Annotated in this window: 14 protein-coding genes; 6 read left to right on the top strand and 8 right to left on the bottom strand. The window is 64.9% G+C overall.

The annotated features are described in order from the left end of the window. Window positions 1-9: 9 nt before the first annotated feature. The 5 genes from MF134_RS06870 to odc2 form a co-directional block, all read right to left on the bottom strand. Window positions 10-1101, bottom strand: a complete 1092-nt coding sequence (locus tag MF134_RS06870; protein ID WP_255338686.1) for an endonuclease/exonuclease/phosphatase family protein — start codon at window positions 1099-1101, stop codon at window positions 10-12. Window positions 1102-1318: 217 nt separating this feature from the next. Further along, a complete protein-coding gene (locus MF134_RS06875; RefSeq protein ID WP_255338687.1) occupies window positions 1319-1552 on the bottom strand; it encodes a hypothetical protein in 234 nt (77 codons plus the stop codon). Between the two features lie 390 nt (window positions 1553-1942). After that, window positions 1943-2155 (bottom strand): cold-shock protein, encoded by a 213-nt coding sequence (locus MF134_RS06880; protein WP_255338688.1) that lies wholly within the window; start codon window positions 2153-2155, stop codon window positions 1943-1945. A 295-nt stretch (window positions 2156-2450) separates the two neighbouring features. Next, a complete protein-coding gene (locus tag MF134_RS06885) occupies window positions 2451-3044 on the bottom strand; it encodes a GNAT family N-acetyltransferase (RefSeq protein ID WP_255338689.1) in 594 nt (197 codons plus the stop codon). A gap of 183 nt (window positions 3045-3227) precedes the next feature. After that, a complete protein-coding gene (odc2, locus tag MF134_RS06890) occupies window positions 3228-4361 on the bottom strand; it encodes an ornithine/lysine decarboxylase (protein ID WP_255338690.1) in 1134 nt (377 codons plus the stop codon). A gap of 526 nt (window positions 4362-4887) precedes the next feature. On the opposite strand from odc2, the gene MF134_RS06895 reads away from it, so the two are divergent. From MF134_RS06895 to MF134_RS06915, 5 genes are all read left to right on the top strand, one after another. Then, entirely contained in the window at window positions 4888-5835 is a 948-nt protein-coding gene (locus tag MF134_RS06895) for a LysR family transcriptional regulator (protein ID WP_255338691.1), read from the top strand. 121 nt (window positions 5836-5956) lie between these two features. Further along, window positions 5957-6346, top strand: a complete 390-nt coding sequence (locus MF134_RS06900) for a DM13 domain-containing protein (RefSeq protein ID WP_255338692.1) — start codon at window positions 5957-5959, stop codon at window positions 6344-6346. Window positions 6347-6511: 165 nt separating this feature from the next. Beyond that, window positions 6512-7060: a L,D-transpeptidase gene (locus MF134_RS06905; RefSeq protein WP_255338693.1), complete on the top strand. Its 549-nt coding sequence runs from the start codon at window positions 6512-6514 to the stop codon at window positions 7058-7060. A gap of 113 nt (window positions 7061-7173) precedes the next feature. Further along, window positions 7174-7848 (top strand): DUF1007 family protein, encoded by a 675-nt coding sequence (locus MF134_RS06910; RefSeq protein WP_255338694.1) that lies wholly within the window; start codon window positions 7174-7176, stop codon window positions 7846-7848. Further along, complete coding sequence (locus MF134_RS06915; protein ID WP_255338695.1) at window positions 7830-8945, top strand: nickel/cobalt transporter; 1116 nt, start codon at window positions 7830-7832, stop codon at window positions 8943-8945. Before MF134_RS06910 ends, MF134_RS06915 begins: the two co-directional genes overlap by 19 nt. A 44-nt stretch (window positions 8946-8989) precedes the next feature. Here MF134_RS06915 and hemP read toward each other — a convergent pair whose 3' ends face one another. Then, window positions 8990-9184: a hemin uptake protein HemP gene (hemP, locus tag MF134_RS06920; protein ID WP_255338696.1), complete on the bottom strand. Its 195-nt coding sequence runs from the start codon at window positions 9182-9184 to the stop codon at window positions 8990-8992. A 205-nt stretch (window positions 9185-9389) separates the two neighbouring features. Between hemP and MF134_RS06925 the strand changes: the two genes are divergently transcribed. Next, the gene (locus MF134_RS06925) at window positions 9390-11618 is read left to right on the top strand and encodes a TonB-dependent hemoglobin/transferrin/lactoferrin family receptor (protein ID WP_255338697.1); all 2229 of its coding nucleotides are present in this window, start codon (window positions 9390-9392) and stop codon (window positions 11616-11618) included. On the opposite strand, the gene MF134_RS06930 is transcribed toward MF134_RS06925, so the two are convergent. Beyond that, a complete protein-coding gene (locus MF134_RS06930; protein ID WP_255338698.1) occupies window positions 11606-12424 on the bottom strand; it encodes a gamma-glutamyl-gamma-aminobutyrate hydrolase family protein in 819 nt (272 codons plus the stop codon). The genes MF134_RS06925 and MF134_RS06930 overlap by 13 nt on opposite strands. An 89-nt stretch (window positions 12425-12513) precedes the next feature. After that, on the bottom strand, window positions 12514-13605 hold the full coding sequence (locus MF134_RS06935; protein WP_255338699.1) for a COG3904 family protein: 1092 nt from the start codon (window positions 13603-13605) through the stop codon (window positions 12514-12516). Between the last annotated feature and the right edge of the window lie 14 nt (window positions 13606-13619).

Raw genomic sequence — 13619 nt, forward strand, 5'->3', positions numbered from 1 at the left:
CGCGGCGCTTTACTCAGTCTTGAACTCGCCGCCGGTCAACGCATCGGCCGTCTCGACCGCGTGTCGCAACTCTTCGATGTCGTGCCGGGTCGGCGAGGGGGCGTGTTGCCGGTCTGCCAAGCCGGACGAAAGACAGAGTTCGGCCATGACGGGATAATGGTCGGAGCCGACGGCGGGGAGTTTTCGAAAGGTCTGAAGGCCGATCGCGTCCTGAAACAGGATGTGATCCAGGGGCCAGGCCATGGCCGGATTGGTGGCGTCGTAGGTCGGGAACAGGCCGCGCCCGACCCTTGGATCGAGCAGGCCGCCGACACGCATGGCGCGGCGGAAGATGCGTTCCCAGGACACGGCGTTGAAGTCGCCCGCGACCACCATCGGCCGGTCCGCCTCGGCCGCGGCGAGGGCCATCTTGGCCATCGTCCCGTCGCGCAGGGCCGACGGCTGGTCGAAATAGAGGGGCGGACGGGGATGAATCCCGAACAGGGTGAAGGTGCCGTCTGGCAGCTGAACCTCGGCGCGGACCGAGGGCGTCCGCTCGGCAAAGAAGAATTCTATTTCCGGATCTGAAAGGGGATATTTCGACATCAGATGCAGGCCGAAATACTCCGCCTCCTGCGGAATGCTCTGGATCGTCTCGGGAAACCGGTCGGCGAAGACCTTGAGCTTGTCGTCCCACCATTCGTCGGTTTCGAGAGCGAGGAGAATGTCGGGGTCCGCATTGCGGACAACATCCGCAAAAGCCTCGAAGTTGCGATTGCCCTTCTGGACATTCGACACCATCACGGAGAACGAACGGCCTTCGGGGCATGTCTCGGCCTTGACGGCCATCGGTGTCACGACAGGCGCGTAGGGGTAGAGCTTGTAGAGCTGAAAGCCCAGTGCGATGGCACAGAGGGCCATGGCCAACGCGCCCCATCGGCTGTGCCAGGCTTGAAGAAGGCCGGCGGCGGCCAGGATGATCAGGAGTGCGATCGCAGCCTGCAGGCGGACGAAATCCAGATATCGGATCCACCAGATATTGGTCTCGATCAGCGGCAGAAGGCTGATGGCCGCAAGAAAAACCGCCGACAGAACGAGAGACGCAAGACCGGCGGTTTTCATTTCAGACTCCTCAGGCTCCTGCCACTCCTTTCGGGCGGAAAACGCCTGAGGCGAACGCAAGCTGCCGGTTTTGGTTCGGCGCCACGGTACTATGGGCGGGAGAGAGAGCCTGCCCGGCTAACGACTGCCGCTGCGAGAGATGCAGGGACCGCCGGTCAGCGGGCGCACGCGCGACAGGACGCACAAAGCATGGTGCTATCGCTGGCGGAGATGAGAATTACGCGGTGGCCTTGACCTTGGTGCGACGCGCCCGCGTCTTCTTCGGGGCGGGCTCTTCAGCCACGGCGGCTTCCTCGCGGGCAAGACGCGCGGCGCGAAGGCGGGCGGTCTTTTCCTGGACAGCAGCCGCGTCGGCGCGGATGAGGCCCATGGCGGAGCCTTTTTCGTGGCGGTCGGGCTGCTGCCCGAACACGGCATTGGCGCGCTTCTGGGCGCGTTCGGAATCGGTCATGGAGAGGACTTTCGGTCGGCCGAGGGTGTGATCGCATCACGCAGAGGCGTGGAAAACTCGGCGGCGGAGCGCTCCGTCCCAATCAGATATAGGGGCCGGTCGGCGCAAAGAAAGCGCGGTGGCCTGGGCGAATAGGAAACGGTCGGGCTCTTGCAGAAGGGGAGGCCATGTGGCGGAGTGCGCTTGGCGCTTTCCGCGCGGGCCATGTTGGCTGAAAGCGGGGCTCCGCGGCCAGCCGCGGTACACCTATGCCTGCCATAAAAAACGACCCGCCTTCGTCGGAAGGCGGGACGGTCGGTGTCGGCATCGAGGGCGGGGCCGCCAGTACATCCGTGGTCGACCCGCCCCTGATGCGCACCACCTGCGACCGCGCGGGTCGCAGGGAATGTCTTAGGAAGCCAGCGACAGATTGTCGGCGGACTTCTTGCCGGTGCGGCGATCGGAGACGAGCTCGTAGGACACTTTCTGTCCGTCGGCGAGTTCGCTCAGACCAGCGCGCTCAACGGCGCTGATATGGACGAAGGCATCCGCGCCGCCATCATCGGGCGCGATGAAGCCGTAGCCCTTTTGAGAATTAAACCACTTTACGGTTCCCGTCGTCATGGGAAACCCTTTCCAAGTCAAAGTTCACTTGGCCTGCAAACGCTGCAGACCCTTCTAGATCGACTATTGAGAAGAGAGATTTGAACTGGGCGCTGATCTTCAGCGCAAGGCCCAATACCCGGCCGTTCATCGATGACTTACATATATGGAATGCTTCGGAAAACACAAGGCGTCTTGCGCAAGAGTTTTCGGGCTCGCCGGATAATTCTTGTGTCCGGCAATCGGCCACCCGCATTTTCGGGTCAGGCCCGGCGGGCTTCGTCATCACCGAAGCCCGCCGGGCCTGCTGCGCCCGTCACGCCGCCAGTTCGACGAGAGTGACCGCCGCGCGCTCGACCCGACCCGTCGGCGTGATCAGCCCCTCGGCGCCGTCGAGTGCGCTGCCCTGAAGCTCCAGAGCGAGCAGCCGGAGCGGCTCGAAGGGGCCGGGCATGGCGAGCCAGCCGGTCTTTTGCGCCGAAAAGCCGAAGCGGACGTAATATTCCGGGTCGCCAACGAGCAGGATGGCGCCGTGGCCGAGACGCGCGGCTTCGGCGATCGCGTGGCGCATGAGAAGACCGCCGAGGCCCGTGCCCTGCGCCTCGGGCGCGACGGCGAGCGGGCCGAGCAGGAGGGCCGGAACATCGGCGCCGTTTTTCGTGCCCGCAGAGACGTTCCACAGCCGGACGGTTCCGACCAACGTGCCGTCCGGCCGCGTGGCGGAGAAGGCGAGACCTTCGGCCGGCAGGCGGCCGCGCCGGATCGTCTCGGAGGATTTGCGGGTGCGGCCCGGGCTCATGGCGGCGTCGAGCAGCGCCTCGCGCGCCGGCACATGGTCGTCGCTCTCGGCGACGATGGCGGCGAAAGGCAGGGCCTCGGTGAAGGCGGTGGCGGAGACGAAAGCGGTCATGAAAACCTCCCTGAAACGCTGGCAGGAGGTTGAGAGGACACGTGCCGGAAGCGGCGCGCGGGCGGTGGCCCGGCGCCGCACCGCAACGCGTCATGCGTTGCGGGAGCGCCGGATCAGAAGGGCCTTCGCCCTTCTCGTCGTCGGATGAACGCGTGTCTCATCATCATGCTCGGGTCCGCGTCTTCAGATCACGTAGGACTTCAGCGGCTCGAAGCCGTTGAAGGCCACCGAGGCGTAGGTGGTCGTATAGGCGCCGGTACCGTCGATCAGGAGCTCGTCACCCACGGTCAGCGAGATCGGCAGCGGATAGGGCGCCTTCTCGTAAAGCACGTCCGCCGAATCGCAGGTCGGGCCGGCGAGCACGCAGGGCTCGGTCTTCTCGCCGTCGCGATGGCTGACGATCGGGTAGCGGATCGCCTCGTCCATCGTCTCGGCGAGACCGCCGAACTTGCCGATGTCGAGATAGACCCAGCGGTTCTCGTCGGCGGCGGACTTCTTCGAGACGAGGACCACCTCAGTCTTGATGACGCCGGCATCGCCGACCATGCCGCGGCCGGGCTCGATGATCGTCTCGGGCAGGCGGTTGCCGAAGTGGCGGGTCAGGCTCTGGAAGATCGCCTGGCCGTAGGCGGCGGCGGCCGGAACGTCCTTGAGGTAGCGCGTCGGGAAGCCGCCGCCCATGTTGACGAGGGTCAGCACGATGCCGCGCTCGGCCAGCGCATCGAACACCATCTTGGCGTCGGCGATCGCCGAATCCCAGGCTTCGGTGTTGGTCTGCTGCGAGCCGACATGGAAGGAGACTCCCGTCGCCTTGAGGCCGAGGCTCTGGGCCTCGGTCAGAACGTCGATCGCCATCGCCGGCACGCAGCCGAACTTGCGCGACAGCGGCCATTCGGCGCCTTCGCCGGTGGTCAGGACGCGGCAGAACACCCGGGCACCGGGTGCGGCGCGGGCGATCTTCTCGACCTCTTCGATGCAATCGACGGCGAACAGTGACACGCCATACTCGTGGGCGCGAGCGACGTCGCGCTCCTTCTTGATGGTGTTGCCGTAGGAGATGCGCGACGGATCGGCACCGGCGTCGAGCGCCATCTCGATCTCGGCGACCGAGGCGCAGTCGAAGTTCGAGCCGAGCGAAGCCAGAAGCTTCAGGATCTCCGGGGCCGGATTGGCCTTCACGGCGTAGAAGATCGAGGAATCGGGGAGCGCGCGGCGGAAGGCGCGGAAGTTCTCTTCCACCACGTCGAGATCGACGACGAGGCAGGGGCCGTCCGGACGGCGGGTAGCGAGGAAGTCGATGATGCGCTGCGTGACCATGGAAGCCTCCGAGGGACCAAATCGGGGTCGACAAGGAACGTGCGCGAAGCCAGCCCGAGAAGCGCAAAGCCGTTCAGGACAGGCGTCAAACGCGACGCGACGTGGCCGGACTCCCGCGATGGACGCGAGTGTGCCGATGTTCGTCTGCCATGGATTGGAGGGCTTGAACCCGCCGCACTTCAGGCAAGGAAGGTGTGCCTCTTCGATATTCCCGGCTTTGGAGACCGGGAGAGACCGTGAAAGGCCCGGACCGTCGTTGCTTCAAGGCGTCCTCGGATATCGCGCGGCTCGCGAAACCGACTGGGTGTGTTACGTCCAGGTACCTGCCCGGCTACCCTCGCATCTGAGGACCGGTGGACGCCCACAGGCACGTGCGACATGGGGCGAGGCGGGAGATAATTCCAACCTTTGTCATGTGCAAGGGCAAATTCGCACGCGGTTGATTTTTTGGCGCCTACGCATGAAGGAAAGGCGTCGGCCGTGGATTGCCGGCAACAATCACAGGGTTGGAGCAAGCTCGGAACCGATGGACACGCTCACCAGAATGCGGGCCTTCCTCTCCGTGGTGGAGAACGAAGGCTTCTCGGCAGCCGCGCGCAAGACCGGCCGGTCCAAGGCGCTCCTGTCGAAATATGTGCGCGAGCTCGAGGACGAGCTGGGCGTCCTGCTCATCAATCGCACGACGCGCCAGATCGCGCTGACGGCGGCCGGCGAGGTCTATGTCGCGCGGGCGGCGACGCTGCTCGCCGATCTGGAGAGCCTCAACGAGGAAGCGCGGGAAGCGACGGGAGAGGCCAAGGGCCGCATTCGCGTGTCGGCCGCGCGCACCTTCGGCGACGCCGAACTCGGTCTCAGCCTGATCGACTTCGCCAAGGCCTATCCCGACATCGCCCTCGACATCCATCTCGACGACAATTTCGTCAATCTCGTCGAGGAGGGCTTCGACGTGGCGATCCGCATGACGCGGCTCGACGATTCGGCGATGATCGCGCGGCGTCTCGCCTCGCTCGACTTCGTCATCACCGCCAGCCCCGATCTCATCCGCCGGGTCGGCAGGCCGGAACATCCAAGCGAGATCGGGAATTTTCCGGCCGTGATCGATTCGAATTCGCGGCTGTTTTCAAACTGGGTGTTCAGGGACCCGCAGACCCAGGAGCAGATCACGGTACCCGTTTCCGGGCAGTTCAGTGCCAACAGTCCGGTGACCGTTCGCGCAGCGGCACTTGCCGGTCTCGGATTCGCGCTCAGCCCTGCCTTCGTCGTGCGCGACGAGTTGAAGAGTGGGCAACTCGTCACCGTGCTCGACGAGTACATGTCGAGCGAGGCCGGCATCTACGCGGTGTTTCCCCATCGCCGGCATCTGCCGACGCGGGTGCGGGTGTTCGTGGATTTCCTGGCCGAATGGTTCAAACAGTGTAAACGCAAGAACGGCGATCATCAGGTGAAGGATCTGGAGCGCGCCGAGAGGGGATGACCTCGTAGCCCTGCGTGGGTCAGGAAGGCAGAATTTTCGGCGTTGCGAGCCCTGGAGTGTTTCAAAACGCGACCGGCATGCGAAGATGCTTTTCGGGGCAGACATCGCAAGGAGACCGATGATGACCGGATCGCGACTTCGACTTCATGCCGCCACCCTCACTGCAGCCCTGTTCGCTCTGGCGCCGGGCGCCATGGCCGAGACGCTGAAAGAGGGACGTTTCTCCGGCGCCAGCGGCCATTCGGTCAGCGGCCTCGTCACCGTCGAGACCGACGGCGGTGAAACGATCCTGCGGTTTTCGGAGGATTTCAGCTTCGACGGCGCGCCCGATCCGAAGATCGCCTTCGGCAAGGATGGCTACGACGCGGAGACGTTGCTCGGACCGCTGAAGAGCGACAGCGGAGCACAGCAATACGCCGTGCCGGCCGGGCTCGACGTATCGGCCTACAACGAGGTCTGGATCTGGTGCGAGGAATTTGCCGTGCCCCTCGGCATGGCGTCGATCGAATAGGCGGGACGCCATCACGAGCTTCGCGCGGGCGGCGTGGCGCAGCCGCATCACGCCCCTGTCAAACCTGCGCGAAGGCTGGGCCGCGAGATTGAAGTCCGCCGGGAATCGTGGCCCAATCATGGCAGTTCGCAGGCCGGCTCGGGTCGCCCTTTAAGGGAAGATTCAGTGCCGACGAGTATCGGTGTTGTCATGCGTCATTCCGTCTCCTCCGTCGCCGTGGCCGTTATTGCCCTGTGTTTCGCTCTGTTCGCCGGGGCGCCCGCCGGGGCGCGAACCTCCGGCCCGCAGGAAGTGTCTTTCCACGCCGAGGCGGATCCCGGCACGATCATCATCCGCACGTCCGAACGCCGGCTCTACCTCTTGACCGGCAAAGGCAGAGCGCTTGCCTACGACATCGCGGTCGGACGGCCGAGCGAGCAGTGGTTCGGCCGAAGCTGGGTTTCGAAGAAGCGGCCGAAGCCGACCTGGACCCCGACGCCGAGCATGCGGGCGAAGAATCCGAGCCTTCCGCGCTCCGTCGGGCCGGGACCGCGCAATCCGCTCGGCGTGCGCGCGATCAATCTCGGCTGGACGGCCTATCGCATCCACGGCACCAATTCGCCGAACTCGATCGGCCGGGCCGCGTCTTCCGGCTGTTTCCGGATGCGCAACGCCGACGTCTCCGACCTTTACGACCGGGTGAATGTCGGTGCGCAGGTGATCGTCGAGCGCTGAGGCGCCCGGCAGTCGGCGCGAAGGATCGAGGCTGACCGACGACCACCGTCGTTCCTTTCAAACTTCGGCCATTCTTCTCAGGTTTGAGGAATCGGCTTGAGAGGGGAACTGCCGTGATCGATCGTCTCGTTGCTGGATCGCTGGCGATGGCCGGCATGGTGCTGGTGTCGTCCGAAGCGTTGGCGCATCCGCATGTCTTCGTCGAACCGCATGTCGAGATCGTTGGGTCGTCCGAGGGACGCTTCACGGCGATCCGCAATGTGTGGCGCATGGACGAGCTGTTCTCGTCTTCCGTGGTCGTGGATTTCGACAAGAACGCCAATGGCGTGCTGGACGAGGACGAACTCGACGCGGTGGGCGAGACGGTGCGCACCTCGATCGCCGAATGGGGTTTCTACACCTTTGCCGAGGTGGGTAGCCGCGACGTCGCGCTTTCGCCGCCGGAAAAGATGCACACGCTGTTCGAGGACGGACAGCTCATCTTCTTCTTCGAGATGCCCGTCGCCGAGGAAATCGACCTCACCGATCAGCCGGTGAAGGTCTCGAATTTCGACGAGAGCTTCTTCGTCGCCTTCGATTTCCAGAGCGCCGACAATTTCCAGCTCGTCGACCTGCCGGCCGGTTGCCGCAAGGCGCTGAACGCCCCCGACGAGGACGAGGCGGCCAAGGCATGGATGAGCTCGATCGCGGCTCTGGGCCCGGACGAGGCCGTGCCGGAAGGTCAGGCCGACGCCTTCGCCGACGTGCTCGCCACGCGCTTGGAGGTGACATGCGCGCCCTCCAGCTGACCGAGCGTGGCCGACCGCTGTTGGCGTGCGGGCTCCTCGCAATCGCGATGATGGTTGCCGGGCCGGCCCTGGCGAAATCCTCGATCGGCATCGGCAGCGCCGACACGATGACGGCGCCGTCCGGCGGGATGTTCGGCGATGTCTTTCTTCAGATCGCGGTCTGGCAGCGGGAGTTCTTTTCCGCCCTGCGTGAAGCGCTGGTGGCGCTGAAACGAGACGGGTCCGGTTCGCTCGTCTTCCTGGTCGGTCTGTCCTTTGCCTACGGGATTTTCCATGCTGCCGGGCCCGGTCACGGCAAGGCGGTGATCTCCTCTTACGTGCTGGCGAGCCGCGCCGAGCTGAAGCGGGGCGTATTGCTGGCCTTCGCCTCGTCGCTCGTTCAGGCCATGACGGCGATTGTGGCAGTCGGCGTGGGATGGTTCGTGCTGCGCGGTACGAGCGTGTCGATGACCGAGGCCACCGACTGGCTGGAGATCGCGTCCTATGCGCTCGTCATCCTCTTCGGGCTCTATCTCCTGGCCAAGGCGCTGACGCGCCTGATGCGGATGGTGCGACCGCTGGAGAGGCTGCGGAGCCTGGCAGCGCGTGGTTCGAACGGTTCCCAGGGCGGGGGCGGGGCCATGGGGGCACTGGCCTTCGCCGCGCCGGGAGAGGCGGGCCGGCCGACCATGGCCGCGGCAGAGGCGCTTCCCGCCGGAGCGGTCTGTGCGTCGACGGCTGAAGACTGCCGCTGCGGGCGGACGCACATCGCCAGCCCCGAGCAGCTTCGCGGGCCGATGAACCTGCGCACCGCGCTGGCGGCGATCTTCGCGGTCGGATTGCGGCCCTGCGCCGGCGCAATCGTCGTCCTGACCTTTGCCCTGTTGAACGGGCTTTATGCCGGTGGCGTGCTGTCGGTGTTCGCCATGGCCCTCGGTACGGCCATCACCGTGTCCGCGCTCGCTTCGCTGACGGTGCTCGGCCGTGGGGCGCTGGAGGCGGCGGGTCGCCGGACAAAGCAGCTTGCGGCCGTGACGATTGCGCTGGAACTCGTCGGCGCGGGGCTGCTGACGCTCGTTGGTGTCGGTCTGCTGGGTGGAGCACTGGTCGCCCTCTGATCGCAAGAGGCGACGGCGTCTGATACGGTCCGACGGGGGCTGCCTCACTTGGTGAGAATGAGCTTTCCGGCCTTCGTGATCCTCAGGCGGTAGATCTTGCCGCCGTGAGAGATGCCGACTTCCTTCGCCTCGCCGTTCCTGAAGAGCTCCGAAGCCGGGATGATGCATGGCGGCTGACTGCGTTTTCCTTTTTCGCCAAGGGGCAAATCTGCAGCCGGGTCAAAGTCCTCGTCTTCCAATTTAGAGACCTTCCAAAAACGCCATTGAAAACAGGCTGTTAAACCTCCCATTTATTGTTGACTCTGATTATCAGAATATCTAAACCCGTCAACGATGCTGCTGCAGCCGGGGGGCTTTAGGCAGCGATTGGGGGCGTTAGCGAGACCGGCTGCCGCGGGCAGTCCCAGCCAGGTCCCATTCCACGAACATTCGAGGGGACCCAAAATGGCTCGCTACAAGCGTCGCCTTGCCGGCACTGCGTCCGGCATGGCAATCATGTTGATGACGATGTCGAGTGGATCGGCCCAGGTGATCGACGAGGACGGCAGCGTCCAGCTCATGCCGGTCGTCATCGAGGGCTCGGCCGACGAGGGCGGGGCTGGCGAAGGCGATCAGGTCGCGCCGGCGACCAGCGCCGAGACCGTCCTGACGACCCGCGTCACACGCGCCGAACTCGACGCCGCCCAGATCGACGATCCGGACGACATCAGCCGGCTCGATCCCGGCGTTTCGTACAATGAGGCGACCCGAAGCTTCAATGTGCGGGGCCTCGACTCCAGCCGCGTTCTCACGACCATCGACGGCATTCGCGTGCCCTGGCTGGAAGATGGTGCGCGGGGCGTCACGGGCGGCCCGTCCTCCTTCGACTTCGACACTCTGTCCGGACTCGACATCGTCAAGGGGGCGGATTCGAGCGTGTTCGGCGCCGGCGCACTCGGCGGTGTCGTCGCATTGCGCACGCTCAATCCCGAAGACCTTCTGAAGGACGGCAAGAATTTCGGCGGGCTCTCGCGGCTCAGCTATGACAGCAAGGACGACAGCTGGGGCGTCGATCAGGCCCTCGCGGCCCGCTTCGGCGAAACCTATATGATGATCCAGGGCGGCTACCGGGACGGCCACGAGATCGAGAACCAGGGGACGGTCGACGTCTACGGCGCCGATCGGACGGCCGCCGAGCCGCTGGACTACGACCAGAAGAACCTGCTCGTGAAGCTGCGCCAGCACATGGGCGTCGATCAGGTCCTGGGCTTCACGGTCGATATCTACGACCGCGAGGACGACATCGACTCGCGCACCAGTTCGGCGACGACCTACGCTCCGGGGTCGGCCCGCAACGTCCAGGTCGAAAAGCGCAAGCGGGTGTCGGCGAACTACGAACTCGGTCCCGATGCCGGCCTCTGGCTCGACGCAGCCGACGTCGTGATCTACTGGCAGCGTCAGGATCTGGCGGACGACTTCTACGGCACCCGGCTGACGACCCCGGCCGGCGACTATGCCCGTCTCAGCGACATTCAGGAGACCAATGTCGGCATCGCCGGCAGCGTTCTGAAGCGCTTCGACTTCGGCGGCGTGACGCACGGTGTCAGCGTCGGCGGCGAACTCTTCGAGAGCCACACCGAGCAATATGCGGCCGGCGAGGACAGTTGTCCGCCTCCGCCCTATTCCTTCGCCTTCTACACCTGCAACTTCCTGCACACCAATCAGGCCGACATGCCCGAGGTCGAGGGCACGACGCTCGGCCTGTTCATCCAGGACGAGATCGCTCTGACCGAGCGGTTCCGCCTGACGCCCGGCGTGCGCTTCGACTATTACGAGGAGAACCCGCAGGAAACGGCGGCCTATCTCGCCAATCCGACCGTGACCGGGCTTCCCGCCGCGTCGAGCGACAGCGCGATCTCGCCGAAGCTGCGCGGCGAGTACGACGTCTTCGACGGCGTTTCGATCTATGGGCAATGGGCGCAGAGTTTTCGCGCGCCGACCGCGGCCGAGCTTTATCTCAGCTATGGCGGGCCGGGCACCTATCTCGCCCTCGGCAATCCGGATCTGGAGCCCGAGACCAGCAATGGCTTCGAGGCCGGCATCGAACTGGGCGACGCGGTTCTGGGCGGAAAGGTCGCCGGGTTCTACAATCGCTACAAGAACTTCATCGACCAGGTGTCCGTGGACCCTGCCTCGGTCGGCATTCCGGCCGGAGCCTATCCCTTTGGTATCACCCAGTACATCAATCGCGCCAGCGTCGAGATCTACGGCGTGGAAGCATCCGCCCATTGGCAGATCACGCCGGAATGGCATACCGGGGCGAGCTTTGCCGCCTATGTCGGCCGGGATCGCGAAACGGACGAGCATCTCAACTCGATCCCGGCGATGAAGGGCATCCTCAATCTCGGCTATGATAACGGCATGCTGGGTGCGGACGCCTATCTCACGCTTGCGGCGGCGCGCGACGATGTCGAAAGCGACATCAACCGCACGCCGAGCTACGCGCTTCTCGACCTGACGGCCTGGTACAAGCCCACCCAGATCGAAGGGCTGAAGCTGAGCGGCGGCGTCTACAATGTCTTCGACGAGACCTATTACGACGCACTCGACATTCCCGACAGTGCCACCCAGCAGCGGGAATTCTACAGCGAGGCCGGGCGCACCTTCAAAGCCGCGCTGACCTACGAGTTCTGATGCAGGGGCTCCGCGCGGGCGAGTTCTTCGCCCGCGCGGAGCCGACTTGCGCCTTCGGTTGATGCCTCGCCTCGGCAGGCTGCGCCGAAGGCCTTGAAGATCGCGGCCGACGGAGCGTCGGTCTCGGCCCAATATTCCGGGTGCCACTGAACGCCGAGCGCGAAAGCCGGTGCCCCTTCGACGGAAACCGCCTCGACGATCCCGTCCGGCGCCATCGCCTCGACGCGCAGCCCATCGCCCAACCGGTCGATCGCTTGCCGATGAAGCGAATTGACCCGGATCGGCCCCGGCCCGACGATCGTTTCGAGCAGGCCGCCGGGCGTGATCGCGACGTCGTGGCGTGTGGCGTAGCGCTCTCGCTGATCCTCGTGAGTGATCGCCCGGTGATCCATGCGGCCGGGCAAGTCCTGAACCTCGGTGGCAAGCGTGCCGCCGAAGGCGACGTTCAGTTCCTGATGGCCCCGGCAGACACAAAGCAGCGGCAGCCCGCGATCGATCGCCTTGCGGATCAGCTGTTCGCTCGCGCTGTCGCGGGCCGGGTCATAGGGCTCGTGGGCCGGGCTCGGGGAAACGCCGTAGCGATCGGGATGGACGTTGGAGGCCGAGCCCGTGGTGAGCACTCCATCGACGCGATCGAGTACGGCGTCGAGATCGAGTTCGTCCGCCATGGACGGCACGATCACCGGCGTCGCCCCGGCCACTCTCACCAGCGCTTTCAGATAGGTGTCGGGCGTGGCGTGCCAGCGATATTTCTCGTAGTCGCGAACGTCGGCCGGCACGGCGACGAGGATGGGGGCAGGGGACATGGCAGGCCTTCGATGATGTTTCCCGCGATCTAGGCGCTTTCCGCGTCATCGCCAAAGGCGCGGCCTGCCGGAACGAAGAAATTTTCCGCTCAGCCGATGCAGTTCGCTTCGTTCACCGCCAGACGGTAGGCCTGATCGAAATTATCGGCATTGAATGGCGCGACCCAATAGCTGCGGCGGCCAAGTTCCAGGCTGCTCTCCATGAAGTAGAGCCCGCCGAAGGCCGCTTCTTCCGGCCGGGGTGTGCCCTCGAAGGGCGCGATGAAGGACAGCTTGTCCTCGTCGGTGCGCACGACGACCCGCTCCCTGTCGATGGTCATGCCGAGAAGCTTCAGATGCGACTGGTCTTCGATGACCGTCGCGAGATAGCCCCACTCGTCGGCCGGCCATTGCGTCATCATGAACTGGCCTCTGCCCCTCAGGCAGAAGACGACCTCTCTCCGGGTCTCGTCGCGCGAGCGGCTGACGGCGATCAGCCCCTCGCCGTCCATTTCGATCGTCCAGGGCGTGAAGGCGTTCGGGTCCCAGGACACCCGCAGGTCGACCAGTTCGTCTTCCGACAGGATATGCATGGTCCTCGGTGCGTTGCGGCCGACCAGCGTCATGAAGCCGGCTTCCGCACCCATGTCGACGACATATTGCAGAATGTCGGCGCTGATGCGCTGGAGCTCGGAGAAATCGAGCGGGGTATAGGCCTTCTCGGTCGGATCGAAGAGGCCCTCCGAATTGAAGAACTGGTGGACGCCGACCTTCGAGCCTGGGGAGACATCGCGCTCGACACCGCCGAGAACGGTGAAGGCGCAGGCCGACAGGCAGTGGCCCGGCTTCTGCTCGTAGAACGTCGTGCCGGGCCGTACTTCGCTTGCCGCCACGACCGTCTTCAGATTGCTCTTGCGGATCAGACGCCCGAGTTCGACCGCCGCCTTGAGATTGCCGCCGGGCGAATCGAGCACGACCGTGCCGAACGTCGTGCCGCCGAACTGCGCGGCGAACTTTTCGGCCGTATCAGGCTCGATCACGCCCGTGGCCGCGATCCATTCGCACTGGTCGCAATTGCCGCCATTGCCGACGAATTCGAAGGTCATCGGCGCGGCCTGCGTCTTCGTAGCGAGACACAGCCAGACACTCAGCATTGCGAAGAAGACGGACGCACGCATCGAAAAGGGACTCCCTCCGGTCATGCCGGGCCTCCTCG

The organism is Jiella marina, assembly GCF_024359545.1.
GTDB lineage: Bacteria > Pseudomonadota > Alphaproteobacteria > Rhizobiales > Rhizobiaceae > Jiella.

Bases quoted from the DNA above. Each gene is read 5' to 3' on its own strand.
- MF134_RS06935 (WP_255338699.1), bottom strand. From the start codon at position 13,605: ATGACCGGAGGGAGTCCCTTTTCGATGCGTGCGTCCGTCTTCTTCGCA.
- MF134_RS06900 (WP_255338692.1), top strand. From the start codon at position 5,957: ATGACCGGATCGCGACTTCGACTTCATGCCGCCACCCTCACTGCAGCC.
- MF134_RS06915 (WP_255338695.1), top strand. From the start codon at position 7,830: ATGCGCGCCCTCCAGCTGACCGAGCGTGGCCGACCGCTGTTGGCGTGC.
- MF134_RS06930 (WP_255338698.1), bottom strand. From the start codon at position 12,424: ATGTCCCCTGCCCCCATCCTCGTCGCCGTGCCGGCCGACGTTCGCGAC.
- MF134_RS06880 (WP_255338688.1), bottom strand. From the start codon at position 2,155: ATGACGACGGGAACCGTAAAGTGGTTTAATTCTCAAAAGGGCTACGGC.
- odc2 (WP_255338690.1), bottom strand. From the start codon at position 4,361: ATGGTCACGCAGCGCATCATCGACTTCCTCGCTACCCGCCGTCCGGAC.
- MF134_RS06925 (WP_255338697.1), top strand. From the start codon at position 9,390: ATGGCTCGCTACAAGCGTCGCCTTGCCGGCACTGCGTCCGGCATGGCA.
- MF134_RS06885 (WP_255338689.1), bottom strand. From the start codon at position 3,044: ATGACCGCTTTCGTCTCCGCCACCGCCTTCACCGAGGCCCTGCCTTTC.
- MF134_RS06870 (WP_255338686.1), bottom strand. From the start codon at position 1,101: ATGAAAACCGCCGGTCTTGCGTCTCTCGTTCTGTCGGCGGTTTTTCTT.
- MF134_RS06875 (WP_255338687.1), bottom strand. From the start codon at position 1,552: ATGACCGATTCCGAACGCGCCCAGAAGCGCGCCAATGCCGTGTTCGGG.
- MF134_RS06895 (WP_255338691.1), top strand. From the start codon at position 4,888: ATGGACACGCTCACCAGAATGCGGGCCTTCCTCTCCGTGGTGGAGAAC.